13 protein-coding genes, 1 rRNA gene and 3 pseudogenes (1 of these 17 only partly in view) are annotated in these 19,003 nt (G+C 58.9%); 8 read left to right on the top strand and 9 right to left on the bottom strand.

Annotated elements, in window-relative coordinates; translation table 11 throughout:
* Nucleotides 1-55: 55 nt before the first annotated feature.
* Nucleotides 56-1,069, bottom strand: coding sequence for a zinc-binding alcohol dehydrogenase family protein (locus PSH80_RS03085; RefSeq protein ID WP_057437646.1), 1,014 nt, complete (start codon nt 1,067-1,069; stop codon nt 56-58).
* Nucleotides 1,070-1,191: 122 nt separating this feature from the next.
* On the opposite strand from PSH80_RS03085, the gene PSH80_RS03090 reads away from it, so the two are divergent.
* A complete protein-coding gene (locus PSH80_RS03090; RefSeq protein WP_169959856.1) occupies nt 1,192-2,118 on the top strand; it encodes a LysR family transcriptional regulator in 927 nt (308 codons plus the stop codon).
* Nucleotides 2,119-2,255: 137 nt separating this feature from the next.
* Nucleotides 2,256-2,954 carry a helix-turn-helix transcriptional regulator gene (locus tag PSH80_RS03095; RefSeq protein WP_170060016.1) on the top strand — a complete coding sequence of 233 codons (699 nt, stop codon included), beginning with the start codon at nt 2,256-2,258 and terminating at the stop codon, nt 2,952-2,954.
* A 31-nt stretch (nt 2,955-2,985) separates the two neighbouring features.
* Here PSH80_RS03095 and PSH80_RS03100 read toward each other — a convergent pair whose 3' ends face one another.
* Entirely contained in the window at nt 2,986-3,939 is a 954-nt protein-coding gene (locus PSH80_RS03100; RefSeq protein ID WP_032859755.1) for an adenosine deaminase, read from the bottom strand.
* A 194-nt stretch (nt 3,940-4,133) separates the two neighbouring features.
* On the opposite strand from PSH80_RS03100, the gene PSH80_RS03105 reads away from it, so the two are divergent.
* Nucleotides 4,134-5,222, top strand: coding sequence for a calcium:proton antiporter (locus PSH80_RS03105; RefSeq protein ID WP_115127318.1), 1,089 nt, complete (start codon nt 4,134-4,136; stop codon nt 5,220-5,222).
* A gap of 6 nt (nt 5,223-5,228) precedes the next feature.
* On the opposite strand, the gene PSH80_RS03110 is transcribed toward PSH80_RS03105, so the two are convergent.
* Nucleotides 5,229-6,164, bottom strand: coding sequence for a LysR family transcriptional regulator (locus PSH80_RS03110; RefSeq protein ID WP_081044171.1), 936 nt, complete (start codon nt 6,162-6,164; stop codon nt 5,229-5,231).
* A gap of 132 nt (nt 6,165-6,296) precedes the next feature.
* Between PSH80_RS03110 and PSH80_RS03115 the strand changes: the two genes are divergently transcribed.
* Complete coding sequence (locus PSH80_RS03115) at nt 6,297-7,259, top strand: alpha/beta fold hydrolase (RefSeq protein ID WP_057437654.1); 963 nt, start codon at nt 6,297-6,299, stop codon at nt 7,257-7,259.
* Between the two features lie 59 nt (nt 7,260-7,318).
* Complete coding sequence (locus tag PSH80_RS03120; RefSeq protein WP_305419156.1) at nt 7,319-8,644, top strand: MFS transporter; 1,326 nt, start codon at nt 7,319-7,321, stop codon at nt 8,642-8,644.
* An 85-nt stretch (nt 8,645-8,729) separates the two neighbouring features.
* Here PSH80_RS03120 and PSH80_RS03125 read toward each other — a convergent pair whose 3' ends face one another.
* From PSH80_RS03125 to PSH80_RS03150, 6 genes and pseudogenes are all read right to left on the bottom strand, one after another.
* Entirely contained in the window at nt 8,730-10,088 is a 1,359-nt protein-coding gene (locus PSH80_RS03125; RefSeq protein WP_289142105.1) for an 8-oxoguanine deaminase, read from the bottom strand.
* A gap of 140 nt (nt 10,089-10,228) precedes the next feature.
* A pseudogene (locus tag PSH80_RS03130) lies at nt 10,229-10,916 on the bottom strand (SDR family oxidoreductase).
* A 46-nt stretch (nt 10,917-10,962) separates the two neighbouring features.
* A pseudogene (locus PSH80_RS03135) lies at nt 10,963-11,546 on the bottom strand (YigZ family protein).
* Nucleotides 11,547-11,559: 13 nt separating this feature from the next.
* Complete coding sequence (locus tag PSH80_RS03140) at nt 11,560-12,219, bottom strand: TetR/AcrR family transcriptional regulator (RefSeq protein WP_057437660.1); 660 nt, start codon at nt 12,217-12,219, stop codon at nt 11,560-11,562.
* A gap of 87 nt (nt 12,220-12,306) precedes the next feature.
* Nucleotides 12,307-13,701 carry a uracil-xanthine permease family protein gene (locus tag PSH80_RS03145; protein WP_057958251.1) on the bottom strand — a complete coding sequence of 465 codons (1,395 nt, stop codon included), beginning with the start codon at nt 13,699-13,701 and terminating at the stop codon, nt 12,307-12,309.
* Between the two features lie 86 nt (nt 13,702-13,787).
* Nucleotides 13,788-14,708, bottom strand: coding sequence for a LysR family transcriptional regulator (locus PSH80_RS03150; protein ID WP_057437664.1), 921 nt, complete (start codon nt 14,706-14,708; stop codon nt 13,788-13,790).
* A 125-nt stretch (nt 14,709-14,833) separates the two neighbouring features.
* Between PSH80_RS03150 and PSH80_RS03155 the strand changes: the two genes are divergently transcribed.
* The 3 genes and pseudogenes from PSH80_RS03155 to PSH80_RS03165 form a co-directional block, all read left to right on the top strand.
* On the top strand, nt 14,834-16,183 hold the full coding sequence (locus PSH80_RS03155; RefSeq protein ID WP_128593780.1) for an aspartate aminotransferase family protein: 1,350 nt from the start codon (nt 14,834-14,836) through the stop codon (nt 16,181-16,183).
* A gap of 74 nt (nt 16,184-16,257) precedes the next feature.
* A pseudogene (locus PSH80_RS03160) lies at nt 16,258-17,755 on the top strand (CoA-acylating methylmalonate-semialdehyde dehydrogenase).
* A gap of 629 nt (nt 17,756-18,384) precedes the next feature.
* Nucleotides 18,385-19,003: ribosomal RNA gene (locus PSH80_RS03165) — 16S ribosomal RNA — on the top strand (it continues 918 nt past the right edge of the window).

The following is a 19,003-nucleotide window of genomic DNA, read 5'->3' on the forward strand; positions in this document are numbered from 1 at the left end:
GCGGTGCCGTCCGTTGCCCACAGGTGGAACGGACGACACTGACAGAGCCCGCGTCTTAGAAGCCTTCCAGCACGATCTTGCCCTTGGCCTTGCCGCTTTCCAGCAAAGCATGGGCGCGGCGCAGGTTCTCTGCGTTGATCACGCCGAAGTGCTCGCCCACCGTGGTTTTCAGGGTGCCGGCATCGATCAGCTCGGCCACTCGATTGAGCAGGTTGTGTTGCTCGATCATGTCGGCAGTCTCGAACATCGAGCGGGTGTACATGAATTCCCAGTGCAGCGACAGGCTCTTGCGCTTGAGCTTGAGCACATCCAGCGACTTGGGGTCATCAATCAGTGCCAGTTTGCCCTGGGGCGCGAGCGCTTCGACCAACTGGTCCAGGTGCTGGTCGGTCTGGGTCAGGCTGGCGACGTGGGTCACCTGTGGGTGGCCTACGCGCTTGAGCTCTTCGCTCAGTGGCTGGCTGTGGTCGACTACCAGGTCAGCGCCCAGGTCCTTGGCCCAGGCCTGGGTTTGCGGGCGCGAGGCGCTGCCGATCACCTTGAGTGCGGTGAGTTGCGCCGCCAATTGGGTGAGGATCGAACCTACGCCACCGGCAGCGCCGACAATCAGCAGGCTCTGGCCTTGATCGGTCTTGCCTTCAGGCACTTGCAAGCGCTCGAACAGCAGTTCCCAGGCGGTGATGGCAGTCAGCGGCAGGGCGGCAGCTTCGGCAAACCCCAGGCTCTTGGGCATATGGCCGACGATGCGCTCATCGACGGTGTGCAGTTCGCTGTTGCCACCCGGGCGGGTCAGGGAGCCCGCATAAAACACTTTGTCGCCGGCCTTGAAGAGCGTCACTTCACTGCCCACGGCCTTGACCACACCGGCCACGTCCCAGCCCAGCACTTTGGCCGCGCCGTTTTCCGGGGTGACGTTCTGGCGGATCTTGGTATCCACCGGGTTGACCGAGATGGCTTTGACTTCTACCAGCAGGTCGCGCGGACCGGCCACCGGCTCAGGCAACTGGATATCCTGCAGGGACTTGGGGTCGTTGATTGGCAATGCGGCGTAGTAGGCGATGGCTTTCATGGCAAGTTCCAGGAAGGGCGGAATGGGATGGTTAGATCATTAGCTATTTCTCTTGCAGATAAAACCCGCTAAAAGAGCAGTCTCTTTCAATGGTTTTTTGATAATCCCTCGGGGCGGTGGTCATGCTGCGTTTTGATGATTTGCAGTTGTTCGTACGTGCGGCGGATTTGGGGAGTTTGTCGGCCGCCGCACGGGTCATGGATATGTCGGCGGCGGTGGCCAGCGCAGCGTTGAAACGCATTGAGCAACAATTGGGCGCGCGCTTGCTGGCACGCTCCACTCGCAGCCTGCGCCTGACTGCCGAGGGCGAGGGTTTCTTGCAATACGCCCGCGGTGCCTTGAGCCAACTGGATGAAGGCCGGCGCCTGCTGGCCAGCAGCCAGGACCATGTCAGTGGTGTTTTGCAACTGTCGGCGCCTTCGGACTTCGGCCGCAACCTGCTGTTGCCGTGGCTGGACGAATTTCAGCGCGAGCACCCGCAATTAAGTGTGCGCCTGCTACTGGGCGACCGGATTGCCGACCTGTTCCGCCAGCCGGTGGATATCGCCTTGCGCTATGGCGAACCCGAGGATTCGAGCCTGGTGGCCTTGCCGGTCGCGCCGGACAATCGCCGGGTGCTGTGCGCCGCGCCCAGCTACCTGGCCCGGCATGGCGAGCCGCGCCACCTGGAGGAACTGGCCCAGCACAACTGCCTGCTGTACATGCTCGGTAGCCGAGTGCATGACCATTGGCGCTTTCAGGATGGCAAACGGGAAATCAGTCTGACGGTTACCGGTGACCGCTTCAGTGACGATGCCGACGTGGTGCGGCGCTGGGCCGTGGCCGGGGTGGGGATTGCCTATAAGTCCTGGCTGGATGTCAGCGCCGACGTACTGGCAGGCCGCCTGCGGTTGCTCTTGCCGGAGCTGCAGGGTGAGCGCACACCGCTCAATCTGCTGTGCGCCCATCGCGCGCAGTTGAGTAAGCCGATCAACCTCCTGCGTGAAATGCTCGTGGCACGTTGTGGGAAGTTGAGCGCGCAGTTGCCTGAACAGCAAGGGACTACGTAATAACCCCAGGGAATTCAGGAAACTTCAGGCAAATGCTGTCGCTGATTTGGCTGTAAGACGCCACGGAATCTGCTGCTTACACACTTATACTTTTCCGCGAAATGGAGCAGACCAACGAATCTACAGGGAGTGAATACATGGAACAGGCACCTTGCATCAGCCAGATCGCCACCTTGCTGGCCGACCCCAAACGCGCCGCGATGATCTGGGCGTTGATGGACGGCTCGGCCAAGCCGTCCGAAGAACTGGCGATGCTGGCGGGGTTATCCGCGTCATCGGCCAATGCGCATCTGGCGCGATTGGCGGCGGGTGGATTGCTGCGCATTGAAGCCCGGGGGCGCAAACGCTTCTTTCGCATGGCGGCGGCCGATGTGAGCGCGGCAGTCGATGCGCTGGCCAGTACCACCATGGCCAGTGTGGCGCGCAGTGCAGTCGGCCTGCCGGTGGCGGCCTTGCTGGCACCGTCGTCGTTGCGTCAGGCGCGGCTTTGTCATGACCATCTGGGGGGTGAAATGGCGGCAGCACTCTATCAACGCATGGTGCTGGCGAAGTGGGTTGAACGCTTCGAACAGCGGCTTCACGTGACGCCGTTGGGCGCACGCCAATTGGCCGAGCGTGGCATTTACACCCAGGCCCTGGCGCAACACAGTTACTCGACGATGGCTTGTGATTGTTTTGACTGGAGCGAGCAGCAACCGCACCTGGGCGGGGCATTGGGGGCGGGATTGTTGCAGTTGTTCATGCAGTCACGCTGGCTGACGGTGCTCAATGAGTCGAGCGTACTGCAGGTCACCGAGACCGGGCGCCTTGAAATTGCCCGGATGGCGGCCTTGTAGGAGCCGGAAAACCGGCCCCTACAGGGTTTGGTCAGGGCTTGACCAGGCGTGCATCCAGGCTGTTTTGCGCCAGGCGGCGGGCCTGGTCCTGGGTCATGCCCAGCGAGGTGTGCAGCGCGTGGAAGTTCTCGGTGACATAACCGCCGAAGTACGCCGGGTCATCCGAGTTCACCGTGACCTTCACCCCACGCTCGAGCATGTCGAGGATGTTGTGCTGGGCCATGTCGTCGAACACGCACAGCTTGGTGTTGGACAGCGGGCACACGGTCAGCGGGATCTGCTCGTCGATGATCCGCTGCATCAGGCGCTCGTCTTCAATGGCGCGCACACCATGGTCGATACGCTGGATCTTCAGCAGGTCGAGGGCTTCCCAGATGTACTCCGGCGGGCCTTCCTCACCGGCATGGGCGACGGTCAGGAAACCTTCGCCACGGGCGCGATCGAATACGCGCTGGAACTTGCTTGGCGGGTGGCCCATTTCCGAGCTGTCCAGGCCTACGGCGACAAACGCGTCCCGGAACGGCAGCGCCTGGTCGAGGGTTTTTTGCGCTTGCTCTTCGCTCAGGTGGCGCAGGAAGCTGAGGATCAGGCCGCTGGTGATGCCCAGTTGCTGCTCGCCATCTTTGAGCGCGCTGGCGATGCCGTTGAGCACCACTTCAAACGGGATCCCCCGGTCGGTGTGGGTCTGTGGGTCGAAGAACGGTTCGGTATGGATCACGTTCTGCGCCTTGCAACGCAGCAGGTAGGCCCAGGTCAGGTCGTAGAAATCCTGGGAGGTGCGCAATACATCGGCGCCCTTGTAGTAGAGGTCGAGAAACTCCTGCAGGTTATTGAAGGCGTAGGCCTTGCGCAGGGTTTCGACGTCGTTCCACGGCAGCGCGATTTTGTTGCGTTCGGCCAGGGCGAACAGCAACTCGGGCTCCAGCGAGCCCTCCAGGTGCAGGTGCAGTTCGGCCTTGGGCAGGGCATTGAGCCAGTCGTACATGGGGGCGTTCTCATCAGGTGCAATGGCGGCATTCTACAGGCCAGGGCGCAAATAATCGGTAAAACCTGACCGAGCGGTAAGCATTGTTCGTGCCTGCGGCAATGGGCGAATGAACTAAGGTGTAACGAAACGTTAGCGATACGCCGCAGTCTGTACCCCATCAATGACTGATTTGCCGCTCGAAAAGGCCCGTAATGCTCACATCCCTCAAGCAAGAAAAGTACATGTGGCTGGCGCTGATCGCCGCCCTCGCAGCCTACCCTCTGGAGCACTGGCTGTTGCACAGCGGACAGATGACGGCCCTGTTCGGCGGCCTGGTGCTGATCGGTTTTATTGTCATGGCCTCGATGCGCGTGGCCCACCATGCCGAGCTGCTCGCCGAAAAGGTCGGCGACCCCTACGGCACCATGATCCTGACCCTGGCGGCGGTGCTGGTGGAAGTGGTGATCCTGGCGATCATGATGAGCAACGAGGCATCGCCGACCCTGGTGCGTGACACGATCTACTCAGCCGTAATGCTGGATATCAACGGCATCCTTGGCCTGGCTGCGTTGATGGGCGGCATCAAGCATGGGGAGCAGTCCTACAACGATGATTCGGCGCGGACCTACAGCGTGATGATCTTGACTGCCATGGGCGTGTCCATGGTGGTGCCGGAATTTATCCCCGAGGCCGACTGGAAAATCTACTCGGCCTTCACCATCGGTGCGATGGTGGTGTTGTATGCCTTGTTCCTGCGTATGCAGGTGGGGCCACACAGCTACTTCTTCAGCTACAGCTATCCGGAAAAACGTCGCAAGCCATCGCCGCAAGAGCACGCCTCGCCGGTCAACCTGACGTTCTCCATCGCGACCCTGGTGTTTGGTGTGGTGGTGATTGGCGCATTGGCCGAGGTGATGTCCAAGACCCTGGACCTTGGCCTGGAGGGCACGGGGGCGCCGCCGGTGATCACGGCGATCCTGGTGGCGGCGATTTCCGCCGCCCCGGAGATTCTGACCGCCTTGCGCGCAGCCTTGGCCAACCGGATGCAGTCGGTGGTCAATATCGCGCTGGGGGCTTCGTTGTCGACGGTGATTCTGACGGTGCCGGTGATGGAAGCCATGGCGCTGTACACCGGCCAGCCGTTTCAGATGGCGATGACCCCGGTGCAAACGGTGATGGTGTTTATCACGCTGATTGTCAGTGCGATCAACCTCAACGATGGCGAAACCAACGCCATCGAAGGGATGACCCATTTTGTATTGTTTGCGACCTTTATCATGCTGTCGCTGCTGGGGGTATAGGCCTGGCTAGGTGATTTTGCGCGCGGGCCAGAGCCCGTTTTCAAACATCCTCTCGCTTTCCTGTTTCAACTCGGTAATCACACGTGCGACGCAAGGGTCCGTCAACTTTCCCCGGTGGCGGGCGATGCAGATGGTGCGAGTAACCCGAGGGACTATCAGCGCGGCCTGCAATTGCCGGGTGCGTAGTTTTTCCGCAACGGAACTGGCGGCCTGGATACCGAACCAGTTGCCGGTTTCTATCAAGCGCACCTGGAATTCGCCGGAATCTATTTCAATGCTCACATTGAGGGTGAGGTCGTGGCCCGCCAAATGATTGTCCAACAGGGTGCGAATACGGTTGAGGCGCGAGGCCATGACCAGCGGAAACTCCGAGAGTCTTTTGACGTTGATCTCCTGCAGATTGAGCAGGCTGTGACTGCCCACCAAGTAGAGATCTTCCTGGGCGAAGTCTTCGCAGACCACCTCGGTGGAGGATTTGCGGTCGAACAGCAGCGCGATGTCCAGTTTCCCGTCGCTCAGCCAATCCCAAAGATAAGCGGACGGGGACTCTACGACGCGCAAGCGGATTCCCGGGTAGGCGGCTGCCAGTCGGGTCAGGAGTGGGACGACCAATACATTGGCGCAAGAGTAGGGCACGCCTATGACGACTTCTCCTTCGGGAAAATCAGAATCTTCATGTATTTTTTTGTAGGCCATTTCGGCCATGCCCAGTAGTTCATAAGCGCTGCTTAAAAAACGTTGGCCCAATGCAGTCGGCGAAGCCCCTTTGGCATCTCTCGTTAACAATTGCACACCAATAGCTTGTTCGAGTTTGGTCAACGTTACAGTAAGAGCAGGTTGTGCAATGCCCAGTTTGCGCGATGCGGCCGTCACACTGCCTTCTTCGCATACAGTCACAAATGCAATGAGCCTGCCTATATCGAGCTTTCGGGCATTTTTCATGGGTTAGCCTGTCATGGGGTATATATCTTATATATGGGTCAATCAAAAAACGGTATTTCCAATATAGCCTGAGTAGGATCAATCTCAAGTGATTAAACAAGCTGTGTATTAAAAAAAGCAGAGGTAATCACAATGACGATCCAGGACATTGCATTGAAGTCTATCGAGGGTTTTCATGTTGGCGGAGAGCGCGTGTATATGGACGGCTTTCCGGAACAACTGATGACCAAGGTTCCCGGCGCCGCGCCTATCCGGGTGTCCATGAATGGGCATCACATGGTTGGCCAGATGTATTGCCAGCGGTATACACAAAGCAACCCGCGCTCCCCCTATCCACTGGTTTTCCTGCATGGCGGCGGCCTGACGGGCGCCTGTTGGGAAAACACACCGGATGGCCGGCCGGGGTGGTTGACGTTTTTTCTGAAGGCCCGATACGACGCCTGCTTATGCGATGCGTTTGAGCGTGGACGTGCATCCTGGCCTGCCTATCCCGAGATCCTCGCAGGCAAGCCTGAACACCGGACGCTGGATGCGGTATGGCATCATTTTCGCTTCGGTCCGGCGTCCAGTTACTGCGCTGATGCCCGTGGAGAGCAGGCTTACCCTGGGCAGCAGTTCCCGGTGGAGCACCTGGATGTTTTTGGCCAACAGTTCGTGCCTCGCTGGGCAGGTACCGATCACCGGGCACTTGCCGGCTATAGAGCCTTGCTGGAAAAAATTGGACCTTGTGTATTGATCGGGCATAGCCAGGGCGCTTACTACGCCCTGCAACTGGCGCAGGAGTTTGCAGGAACGGTGAAAGGGGTGGTTGCTATCGAGCCATCGGCAGTTCCCGAACTATCCAAAAGTGTACTGACGCTTCCTCCGCATCTAGCCATTTGGGGGGATTTCATTCGCGATAAAAGTGTCATGTGGGAGAGCTACCTTCACAGATGTGAGGCGTACTTTGAGCAACTGCAAAATAAATCGGTAGATTCCCGGGTCTTGGAGTTGCCGACGGTCGGAGTGTCGGGTAACAGTCATATGTTGATGATGGATGCTAACAGCAATCAAGTGGCCGGAATGATTGATGAGTGGCTGGTTAGTCTTGCTTGAAACGTTGAATAATAAAAATAATAATTTGAGAGGGTTTACATCTCTCAATGGGGGGAAGTATGCAGGCTGCAAAGGCAGAGTTGGCGCAAGACAGTGTCTCGGATGATGTTCAGGGCCAGGCACTGATAAGAAAAATAACCTGGCGCTTGATGCCATTAATTATAATTTGCTTTTTTTTTGCATTTTTTGATCGGATCAATATCAGTTTTGTAAAGTTTCAGCTGGAAAGCGAGTTAGGGTTCGGTAATTCGGTGTATGGGCTGGGGGCCAGTTTATTTGTTGTCGGGTATGTGATTTTCGAAGTGCCCAGTAACTTGATGCTCTACAAGGTGGGGGCGCGCAGGTGGATTGCCAGGATCATGATGTCCTGGGGGATTGCTACTTGTGCCATGGTCTTTGTCCAGACCGAATGGCAGTTTTATGTGCTGCGCTTCCTGATCGGCGCAATGGAAGCGGGTTTTGGGCCGGGGGTCGTATTTTACCTGACGCTTTGGTTTCCTTCTGCATTTCGAGGTCGAGCGACGTCGCACTTGTTCCTCGCTTCGGCATTTTCAGGACTGATAGGCGCACCCTTGGCGGGGCTCCTGTTAGAGCATATGGATAACGTGCTTGGTCTTCCCGGGTGGCATTGGCTGTTTCTATTCGGAGGTGTTCCCTGCGTTGTGCTGGGGATCGTTGTCTTGAATGTACTCTGTGATCGTGTGGAGGACGCTAAATGGCTGACGCGGGCCGAAAAATCATGGCTGGCGCAAAAAATATCGGAAAAGAACCAATCGTCTTCTGTAGAGCACTCCTTTCGAAGCGCATTGAAATCGCCGATTCTTCTGTTGTTGGGGTTTCTCTATTTTCTCATTCAGCTTGGGTCCCATGGCCTTAATTTCTGGGCGCCGCATTTGATTCGTTCCACTGGGGTGGAGTCGTCAGGCACATTGGGGCTTTTGACTGCGGTGCCTTACGTCTGTGGGGCAATTGCGATGATTACCGTTGGACGCCTGTCAGACCGTTCAGGCGAGCGCCGAAAATTCGTGGCAGGCCTGTTGTTGCTGGCGTCTATCGGATTTCTGTTAGCGGGCTTTTTCGATGACGATACGACGTTGCTGGTGATTGCCCTGGGCGTATTGGGCGGTGGCGTGATTGCCTCCATCCCCGCATTCTGGGCATTGCCGCCGATGATTCTATCGGGAGCGGCCGCGGCGGGAGGTATCGCATTGATCAACACGTTGGGGCAGTTCGGTGGAATCGTCAGCCCATTGATGGTCAGTCAGATCATCGAGTTTACGGGGAGTGCGACGCCCGCGTTGTATGTGATCAGCGCCACCAGCTTGTTGGCGTGCCTGATCCTGATGTTTATGTTGCCGGACAAACTTAAACATAAAGACCTGTAACCAGAGCGCTGTTTTCCCTGCGTTTTGTGCAAGTGCCAAAGCAGCGACCCAGGTCGCTGCTTTGGCATTCGAGCTCGGGCCCGTCTTAGGACGCGTTGATCAACTGCCGCGCCGCCTGGCTGTGATCGGCGATCAAGGCCTTGAGGTCCATGCCCTCGATTTGCCCGTCGATCACCCGCCACTTGCCGCCCACCATCACCCGGTCTGCCCGGTCCGCGCCGCATAGCAGCAGGGCCGACAGTGGGTCGTGGCTGCCGGAGAAACGCAGCTCATCGAGCTTGAACAGTGCCAGGTCGGCCTGTTTGCCCACCGCCAGCTCGCCAATGTCGCTGCGGCCCAGCAGTTTGGCCGAGCCTTTGGTGGCCCAGCCGAGTACGCCTTCAGGGGTGATTTTTTCCGCGCCATAACGCAGGCGTTGGATGTACAAAGCCTGGCGCGCTTCGAGAATCATGTTGGACGCATCGTTGGAGGCCGAACCGTCCACGCCCAGGCCAATCGGCGCGCCGGCGGCGATCAGGTCCAGGGTCGGACAGATGCCGGAGGCCAGGCGCATATTGGAGCTTGGGCAATGGCAGATACCGGTGCCGGCCGCGCCCAGGCGGGCGATTTCATCCGGGTTGAAGTGAATGCCATGGGCCAGCCAGGTGCGGGGGCCGAGCCAGCCGACGCTGTCGAGGTAGTCCACGGTGCGCAGGCCGAAGCGCTGCAGGCAGAAGTCTTCTTCGTCGAGGGTTTCGGCCAGGTGGGTGTGCAGGCGCACATCGAGTTGGTTGGCCAGTTCGGCGCTGGCGCTCATGATTTCGGGGGTGACCGAAAATGGCGAGCAAGGCGCCAGGGCAATCTGGATCTGCGCACCGTCGCCGCGCTCGTGGTAGCGCTGGATCAGGCGTTGGCTGTCTTCAAGGATCACTTCGCCCTGCTGCACGGTCTGCTGCGGTGGCAGCCCGCCGTCGGCTTCGCCCAGGCTCATGGAACCGCGGGTGAGCATGGCGCGCATGCCCAGTTCGCGCACGCTGTCGACTTGCACGTCGATCGCCTGTTCCAGGCCATCGGGAAACAGGTAGTGGTGATCGGCCGCGGTGGTGCAGCCGGAGAGCAGCAGCTCGGCGAGGGCGACTTTACTGGCCAGCGCGAGTTTTTCCGGGGTCAGGCGCGCCCACACCGGGTACAGGGTTTTCAGCCAGGGGAACAACGGCTGGTTGACCACCGGCGCCCAGGCGCGGGTCAGGGTTTGGTAGAAGTGATGATGGGTGTTGATCAGGCCGGGAAGCACCACGTGCTCGCGGGCGTCGAAGGTTTGTTCGCAGGCGATGCTCGGTTGCTGGCCGAGGGCGAGCACTTCGACGATCACACCGTCTTGCAGCACCAGGCCGCCACGGGCGTCCAGGGTGTTGGCAGTGAAAATCGCGAGAGGTTTTTTTAACCAGATACGGGTCGCAGGCATTGGCCGGCTCCTCTGAATGATGGGTTCAGGTTTGCCAGCTCAGTGTTGCCCTGTCTGCTGATCCAGGGTCGCCGGTAAGGGCGAGGTGGGAAGTTTACGTGGAGTGAGCGGTGGGGTCTATCCACCGCTTATCTGCTGGCTTACCAGGGAATGGTCTGGCCCTTGTAGTTGACGAAGTGATGGCCGCCCTTGCCGGTGTAGGCGTTCACTTGGGCGATCAGGCCGCGCACGCTGGTTTCCACGTCCAGGTCGGCCCCTTCGCCGCCCATATCGGTCTTGACCCAGCCCGGATGCAGCGACAATACGGTCAGCTTCTGCTCGCCCAGTTGCGTCACGAAGCTGTTGGTCATGGAGTTCAGCGCGGCCTTGCTGGCCTTGTACAGCGCAAGGTCCGGCGCGTCGGGCATGGTCACACTGCCCAGTACCGAACTCATGAACGCCAGCACGCCGCTGCCCTGGCGAATCTGCGGGGCAAAGCGCTGGGCCAGGTTGATCGGTGCCACAGCATTGGTGAAAAACAGTTGGCCGACTTCGGCCTGGGTGGCATGGCCCGGGGTCTGGTTGGCCGGGCCCTTGACGCCGGCGTTGACGAACAGCAGGTCGAAGGTCTGGGCTTTCAGGCGCTGGTTCAAGGCGATGACGGCCTGTTGGTCGTCCATGTCCAGTTGCTCGATCTGTACCGGGCCGAGGGCTTTGAGGGCGTCGGCTTTTTGCGGGTTGCGCACGGTGGCGGTGACTTGCCAGCCGTCAGCCAGCAATTGCTTGACCAGGGCCAAGGCCCAGCCCGCGCGAGGCACCGATGATCAATGCGGTTTTTGGCGTAGACATGAAGGCTTCCTATGGCATCGAGGTTCAGTGAACAACCTTATCAGGTTCAGCGTTGCAGCAGGATTCGTCCGCGGCTCAGGTCGGCCAACTGGGTTTGCAAGGTGTCGATATGGGCTTCGCCGAGGGCCAGTTGTAGCTCCACGCCATTGGCGGTGAAGGTTTCTTCTACCACCAGGCCGCCCAGTTCGGCGACACGCAGCTTGACCAGGGGCAGTTCAGCAAAGCCGCAGGCGCAGCTCAACGGCACACGGCTGATCAGCTCGATACGCTCGGCGTTTTGCAGGCATTTATTCGCGCCACCGCCATACGCCCGGGCCAGGCCGCCGGTACCCAGTTGGATGCCGCCGTACCAGCGGACCACCAGCACCACACGACCTGATCGAACCCCTGGGCCTCGATGGCAGCCAGGATCGGTCGCCCAGCAGTGCCGCCGGGTTCGCCGTCGTCGTTGCTGCGGTATTGCCCACCGAGTTTCCAGGCCCAGCAGTTATGTGTGGCGTTGAGGTCGCTGTGCTGCTCGATAAACCCCTGGGCGTCTTGCGGGCTGCTAATCGGCGCGGCATAGGTGATGAAGCGGCTTTTGCGGATTTCTTCGCGAAATTCGCAAAAGCCCGTAAGGGTGAAAGGCATTGAGTCGCTTCGTTCAGAGGGCCGGCTTGATGCCACAGCCTTTGAGAATAATGTGGATAAGGTTGTTACCCGCGTCTTCCATATCCTGCTTGGTCAGCTTGGTACGGCCGGTCACGCGGCAGATCTGGGTGGCAAAGTCAGCGTAATGCTGAGTGCTGCCCCACAGCAGGAAGATCAAGTGTACCGGATCGACAGGGTCCATCTTGCCGGCATCTATCCAGGCCTGGAACACGGCGGCGCGGCCGCTGAACCAGGTGCGGTAGTCCTGGCTGAAATATTCGGTAAGGCATTCGCCGCCGCTGATGATCTCCATGGCGAAGATCCGCGAGGCCTGTGGCTGGCGTCGCGAGTATTCCATCTTGGTGCGGATGTAGCGGGTCAGTGCTTCGGCGGGATCATCCTCGGCGGTCAGGGTGTTGAAGGTGCTGTCCCACAGCTCGAGGATATTGCTCAGTACCGCGATATACAGCCCCAGCTTATTGGTGAAGTAGTAATGCAGGTTGGCCTTCGGCAGCCCGGCGCTCGCGGCGATGGTGTTCATGCTGGTGCCTTTGTAGCCATGCCGGGCGAATTCGTCTTCGGCGGCCTGGATGATCGCTTGTTCATTCTTTTGCCGAATGCGGCTGGCGGGTTTTCCGGCGTGGCTGTTGTGGGCAGGAACTTCGAGGCTCATGGAGGTTTCCGTGCAGATCGATGAATGCGATTGCTGCACAGATAACCCACCCTCAAGCCTCAGACAAGTCCCGATACGATAAAAGCGTCAAAGCGGTTCCAGCGTATCGCTTTCCAGGGCTGGATTTGCGGCAGGTGTTGCGGCCTTGGATTCCGGCAGGAGCAGGCACAACACGATTGCCGTCAGCCCGCCGCTGGTGATGGCCGAATCGAACAGGTTCTGCACCAGGGTTGGCATCAGGTGCAACAGGTTCGGTTGCGCCGCGATGCCCAGGCCGACCCCGAACGAGGTGGCGATGATCAGCATGCTGCGCCGATCCAGCGGGGCCTGGGCCAGGATGCGCACGCCGGCGGCGGCAACACTGCCGAACATTACCAGGGTCGCGCCACCCAGCACGGGTTTGGGGATTTGCTGCAAGACTGCGCCAATCAGTGGAAACAACCCGAGACAGAACAGCACCACGCCGATGTACAGGCCCACATAGCGGCTGGCAACGCCGGTCAACTGGATCACCCCGTTGTTCTGGGCAAAGGTGGTGTTGGGGAAGGCACTGAAGGTGGCAGCGATCATGCAACTGACGCCATCTCCGAGCACGCCGCCCTTGAGCCGGCTTATATAGGAAGGGCCGCTGATGGGCTGGCGGGCGATCATGCAGTTGGCAGTGAGGTCGCCTACGGTTTCGATACTGCTGATCAGATAAATCAGCGCTACCGGTAGGAAGGCGCTCCAATCGAAACTGAAACCAAAATGGAATGGCGTCGGCAGGCTGATCAAGGGCAGGTCGGGCAGGGGCTGGGGCACCAGCTTGCCGCTGAACCAGGCGGCGACGCTGCCCAGCAGCAGGCCGATGATGATCGCGCTCAGGCGTACCCACGGCGTGTTCGAGCGGTTGAGCAGGATAATCGTCAGCACCACGAACAGGCCCAGGGCCAGGTTGGTCGGCGCGCCAAAGTCCGGCGCATTGAAGCCGCCGCCCAGGTCGGTGATACCTACCTTGATCAGGCTGATGCCAATCAGGGTAATGACAATCCCGGTTACCAGCGGCGTGATGACCCGGCGTAACTGGCCGATAAACCGGCTCAACACGACCTGCACCAACGCGCCGAAAAAACACACGCCGAAGATCATTGCCAGAATGTCTTCCGGGCTGCCGCCACGCTGCTTGACCAGGAAGCCCGCCGACAACACCGCGCCGAGAAAGGCAAAGCTGGTGCCTTGCAGGCAGATCATCCCTGCGCCAATCCCAAATGGCCTACGGGCCTGGATGAAGGTACCGACACCGGAAACCATCAGCGCCATGCTGATCAAGTAGGGCAAGTGGGCGGCCAGGCCCAGGGTCGAACCGATGATCAGCGGCGGGGTGATGATGCCGACGAAGCTGGCGAGTACATGTTGCAGGGCGGCAAGCAGGGCGGGCAATGGTTTGGGGCGGTCGTTGAGGCCGTAGATCAGGTCGCTGGCGCTGGAGGATTCTGGTGGCATGGCATGTGGACTCAGGGCTGACGGTTCATGGTCCCTGTGCCTTGCAAAAAGCTGTCCACTTGCTCAGGTTTTGTATGGGGCCCGTATCAGCGGGTCGCTGCCAGGCTTTCGAGGAAGCTTTCCAGCACCAAATGAGGGCGACGGCCTTTGCGCGTGACCGAAGCCAGGCTTAAATCGTAAAAGCGTGTAGCCGGTTTCAGCGCGCGTAGTCGGCCTTGTTGCACCCATAGGCTGGCGTAGTGGTCGGGCAGGTAGCCGATGAAGCGCCCGGTGAGGATCAGGAAGGCCATGCCTTCGCGGTCGGAAGCGCTGGCGGTGCAGTTGAGCGCTTGATAGTGGGCCTGGATATCGGCGGGCAGGCGGAAGGTCGGCGCGATGGCGTCCTGGCTATTGATGCGCAGGTCGTCCAGTTGTTTGTTTTCGGCGTAGAACAGCGGATGACCCACCGCGCAGTAGAGCAGCGAGCGCTCGCTATACAGCGGTTGGTATTCCAGGCCCGACAGCGCGCTGGCCTGGGGCACCACGCCGACATGCAGGCGCCCGTCGAGCACGCCTTGTTCCACTTCGTTGGGGGCGATCATGCGGATCTGGATCTGCACGTCGGGACCGCGCTCTTTCAACTGCGCCAATGCATGGGTGATGCGCATATGGGGCAGGGTCACCAGGTTATCGGTCAGGCCGATGGTCAGTTCGCCGCGCAGGTGTTGGTGCAGGCCGTTGACCTCGGTGCGGAAACTTTCCAGCGCGCTTAATAGTTGCAGTGCTGATTGGTAGACCTCGCGGCCTTCTTCCGTCAGGGAGAAGCCGGCGCGCCCGCGTTGGCACAGGCGCAGGCCCAGGCGTTGTTCCAGGTCGCTCATTTGCTGGCTGATGGCGGAACGGCCGATGCCCAGCACGGTTTCTGCCGCCGAGAAGCCGCCGCACTCCACCACGCTGCGGAAGATGCGCAGCAAACGGATATCGAAGTCGCTGACTTGTGCCAGTGGATCGGGTCGGCGGCTGCTCATAGTTTAGTAAAGGCCTGACTGAAGGTTAGAAGAGTTGCATTTCTTAGACTTTATCTCCGTGGCAATTTAGCTGCAACAACGCTTTTCAATCCCGACGCTGCCTTTTGCCCTGCGAGGTTTTGCTGATGAACATGCCCGAAAACGCCCCATCCACCCTGGCCAGCCAATTGAAACTGGATGCCCACTGGATGCCTTACACCGCCAACCGTAACTTCCAGCGCGACCCGCGCCTGATCGTGGGGGCCGAAGGCAGTTGGTTGATCGATGACAAGGGGCGCCGGGTCTATGACTCGTTGTCGGGCCTGTGGACCTGCGGCGCAGGGCACACGCGCAAGGAAATCCAGGAAGCGGTCGCCAAGCAATTGGGCACCCTGGACTACTCGCCGGGCTTCCAATACGGTCATCCTTTGTCCTTCCAGTTGGCAGAAAAGATTACCGACCTGACCCCAGGTAACCTGAATCACGTGTTCTTCACCGACTCCGGCTCCGAGTGCGCCGATACGGCGGTGAAGATGGTGCGTGCGTACTGGCGCCTAAAGGGCCAGGCGACCAAGACCAAGATGATTGGTCGTGCCCGTGGGTATCACGGGGTAAACATCGCCGGCACCAGCCTGGGCGGCGTCAACGGTAACCGCAAGATTTTTGGCCAGGCGATGATGGATGTCGATCACCTGCCGCACACCCTGCTGGCGAGCAATGCCTTCTCCCGCGGTATGCCGGAGCAGGGCGGTATTGCCTTGGCTGACGAGTTGCTCAAGCTGATCGAGTTGCATGATGCGTCGAATATCGCTGCGGTGTTCGTTGAGCCGATGGCGGGCTCCGCTGGCGTGCTCGTGCCGCCGCAGGGTTATCTCAAGCGCCTGCGTGAAATTTGTGATCAGCACAATATCCTGCTGGTGTTCGACGAAGTGATTACCGGCTTTGGTCGTACCGGCTCGATGTTCGGCGCAGACAGCTTCGGCGTGACCCCAGACCTGATGTGCATCGCCAAGCAAGTCACCAACGGTGCGATCCCGATGGGGGCAGTGATTGCCAGCAGCGAGATTTATCAGACCTTCATGAACCAGGCGACGCCTGAGTATGCGGTGGAATTCCCACACGGCTATACCTACTCGGCGCACCCGGTAGCGTGCGCAGCGGGGCTGGCGGCATTGGATCTGTTGCAGAAGGAAAACCTGGTGCAGAGCGTGGCTGAAGTCGCGCCGCACTTTGAGAATGCGCTGCATGGCCTCAAGGGCAGCAAGAACGTGATCGACATCCGTAACTACGGCCTGGCCGGTGCGATCCAGATTGCACCGCGTGATGGGGATGCCATCGTGCGTCCATTCGAGGCGGGCATGGCGTTGTGGAAGGCGGGGTTCTATGTGCGCTTTGGCGGCGACACCCTGCAGTTCGGCCCAACCTTCAACAGCAAGCCGCAGGACCTGGATCGCTTGTTCGATGCGGTCGGCGAAGTGCTGAACAAGATCGACTGATTTCTTCTTCTATATAGAACAACTGTCGGGCGCGACACGTGTCGCGCCTGTGGACAACTTTTCAGGAGCCTTGCATGAGCCTTATCCAGCATTTGATCAACGGCGAATTGGTCAACGACAGCGGTCGTAGTGCCGATGTGTACAACCCGTCCACCGGCCAGGTGATTCACCAGGTGCCATTGGCCAGCCGTGAAACCATTCAACAAGCCATCGACTCGGCCAAGGCGGCGTTCCCGGCCTGGCGCAACACACCACCGGCCAAGCGTGCCCAGGTGATGTTTCGTTTCAAGCAATTGCTGGAGCAGAACGAAGCACGCATCTCCCAGTTGATCAGCGAAGAGCATGGCAAGACCCTGGAAGACGCTGCCGGCGAACTGAAGCGCGGGATTGAGAACGTCGAGTACGCGTGCTCGGCACCGGAAATCCTCAAGGGCGAATACAGCCGCAACGTCGGCCCGAACATTGATGCCTGGTCCGATTTCCAGCCGTTGGGCGTGGTGGCAGGTATTACGCCGTTCAACTTCCCGGCCATGGTGCCGCTGTGGATGTATCCGCTGGCCATCGTCTGCGGTAACTGCTTCATCCTCAAGCCATCAGAGCGCGACCCAAGCTCGACGTTGCTGATTGCCCAGTTGCTGCAGGAAGCCGGTTTGCCCAAAGGCGTACTGAGCGTGGTGCATGGTGACAAGGGTGCGGTGGATGCGCTGATCGAGGCGCCAGAGGTCAAGGCCTTGAGTTTTGTCGGTTCGACACCGATTGCCGAGTACATCTATTCCGAAGCGACTAAGCGCGGCAAGCGTGTACAGGCGCTGGGCGGGGCGAAGAACCATGCGGTGCTGATGCCGGATGCGGATCTGGATAACGCGGTCAGTGCCTTGATGGGCGCAGCCTACGGTTCCTGCGGCGAGCGTTGCATGGCGATCTCGGTGGCAGTGTGTGTGGGTGACCAGGTGGCGGATGCTCTGATCGCCAAGCTGGTGCCGCAGGTCAAGGCGCTGAAAATTGGTGCGGGTACTTCCTGTGGCCTGGACATGGGGCCGCTGGTTTCTGCGCAGGCGCGGGACAAGGTCAGTGGCTATATAGAAGACGGTGTGTCTTCGGGTGCTGAGCTGGTGGTCGATGGGCGTGGCCTGAGCGTCAGTGGTCATGAGGACGGTTTCTTCCTCGGTGGCTGCCTGTTTGATCGCGTGACGCCTGAAATGCGCATCTATAAAGAAGAGATCGATATTTGGCCCAGTGCTGTGCATCGTCCGGGTGAATAGCCTGGAAGCGGCGATGCAACTGATCAATGACCATGAATATGGCAACGGCACCTGCATCTTTACCCGTGACGGTGAAGCGGCGCGGTTGTTCTGTGACGAGATTGAAGTGGGCATGGTGGGGGTCAACGTTCCATTGCCGGTGCCGGTGGCGTATCACAGCTTTGGTGGCTGGAAGCGTTCGCTGTTTGGCGACTTGCACGCTTACGGGCCGGATGGGGTGCGGTTCTATACCCGTCGCAAGGCGATCACTCAGCGTTGGCCGCAGCGTGCTAGCCATGAAGCGTCGCAGTTCGCGTTCCCTAGTTTGTAAGGTTGCATTAATAGAAAGCCGGCCCTTGGGGGCCGGCTTTCGCGTTTTCGGGGCTTTTTTGACCGATATGACAGAATTGTGAAAATAGGGGTTGACGGCAGATTCTGGAAGTCTATAATTCGCCCCACTTCCGGCGCAGTCGAAACGGAAAACTCCTTGGTAAACAAAGAGTTACGCAGAATTCGACAGCGAGTTGCTTCAGTTCATCGAAGCCCAGAAGGAGTTGGTAGAGCAGTGTTGTTTGGCTCTATTAACGTTTCGATCCTCTCGGTCGAAAGCGGAGAAAAAGAGGTGTTGACAGCAGCGTGTAACGCTGTAGAATTCGCCTCCCGCTAACGAGAGATCGGAAGCGCAAGTGGTTGAAGTTGTTGAGGAAATCCTCGAAAACTTCTGAAAATAATCACTTGACAGCAAATGAGGCTGCTGTAGAATGCGCGCCTCGGTTGAGACGAAAGATCTTAACCAACCGCTCTTTAACAACTGAATCAAGCAATTCGTGTGGGTGCTTGTGGAGTCAGACTGATAGTCAACAAGATTATCAGCATCACAAGTTACTCCGCGAGAAATCAAAGATGTAACCAACGATTGCTGAGCCAAGTTTAGGGTTTCTTAAAAACCCAAAGATGTTTGAACTGAAGAGTTTGATCATGGCTCAGATTGAACGCTGGCGGCAGGCCTAACACATGCAAGTCGAGCGGTAGAGAGAAGCTTGCTTCTCTTGAGAGCGGCGGACGGGTGAGTAATGCCTAGGAATCTGCCTGGTAGTGGGGGATAACGTTCGGAAACGGACGCTAATACCGCATACGTCCTACGGGAGAAAGCAGGGGACCTTCGGGCCTTGCGCTATCAGATGAGCCTAGGTCGGATTAGCTAGTTGGTGGGGTAATGGCTCACCAAGGCGACGATCCGTAACTGGTCTGAGAGGATGATCAGTCACACTGGAACTGAGACACGGTCCAGACTCCTACGGGAGGCAGCAGTGGGGAATATTGGACAATGGGCGAAAGCCTGATCCAGCCATGCCGCGTGTGTGAAGAAGGTCTTCGGATTGTAAAGCACTTTAAGTTGGGAGGAAGGGTTGTAGATTAATACTCTGCAATTTTGACGTTACCGACAGAATAAGCACCGGCTAACTCTGTGCCAGCAGCCGCGGTAATACAGAGGGTGCAAGCGTTAATCGGAATTACTGGGCGTAAAGCGCGCGTAGGTGGTTAGTTAAGTTGGATGTGAAATCCCCGGGCTCAACCT

Source organism: Pseudomonas sp. FP818 (assembly GCF_030687335.1).
GTDB classification, from domain to species: Bacteria; Pseudomonadota; Gammaproteobacteria; order Pseudomonadales; family Pseudomonadaceae; genus Aquipseudomonas; species Aquipseudomonas shahriarae.

Bases quoted from the DNA above. Each gene is read 5' to 3' on its own strand.
- PSH80_RS03085 (WP_057437646.1), bottom strand. From the start codon at position 1,069: ATGAAAGCCATCGCCTACTACGCCGCATTGCCAATCAACGACCCCAAG.
- PSH80_RS03090 (WP_169959856.1), top strand. From the start codon at position 1,192: ATGCTGCGTTTTGATGATTTGCAGTTGTTCGTACGTGCGGCGGATTTG.
- PSH80_RS03095 (WP_170060016.1), top strand. From the start codon at position 2,256: ATGGAACAGGCACCTTGCATCAGCCAGATCGCCACCTTGCTGGCCGAC.
- PSH80_RS03100 (WP_032859755.1), bottom strand. From the start codon at position 3,939: ATGTACGACTGGCTCAATGCCCTGCCCAAGGCCGAACTGCACCTGCAC.
- PSH80_RS03105 (WP_115127318.1), top strand. From the start codon at position 4,134: ATGCTCACATCCCTCAAGCAAGAAAAGTACATGTGGCTGGCGCTGATC.
- PSH80_RS03110 (WP_081044171.1), bottom strand. From the start codon at position 6,164: ATGAAAAATGCCCGAAAGCTCGATATAGGCAGGCTCATTGCATTTGTG.
- PSH80_RS03115 (WP_057437654.1), top strand. From the start codon at position 6,297: ATGACGATCCAGGACATTGCATTGAAGTCTATCGAGGGTTTTCATGTT.
- PSH80_RS03120 (WP_305419156.1), top strand. From the start codon at position 7,319: ATGCAGGCTGCAAAGGCAGAGTTGGCGCAAGACAGTGTCTCGGATGAT.
- PSH80_RS03125 (WP_289142105.1), bottom strand. From the start codon at position 10,088: ATGCCTGCGACCCGTATCTGGTTAAAAAAACCTCTCGCGATTTTCACT.
- PSH80_RS03140 (WP_057437660.1), bottom strand. From the start codon at position 12,219: ATGAGCCTCGAAGTTCCTGCCCACAACAGCCACGCCGGAAAACCCGCC.
- PSH80_RS03145 (WP_057958251.1), bottom strand. From the start codon at position 13,701: ATGCCACCAGAATCCTCCAGCGCCAGCGACCTGATCTACGGCCTCAAC.
- PSH80_RS03150 (WP_057437664.1), bottom strand. From the start codon at position 14,708: ATGAGCAGCCGCCGACCCGATCCACTGGCACAAGTCAGCGACTTCGAT.
- PSH80_RS03155 (WP_128593780.1), top strand. From the start codon at position 14,834: ATGAACATGCCCGAAAACGCCCCATCCACCCTGGCCAGCCAATTGAAA.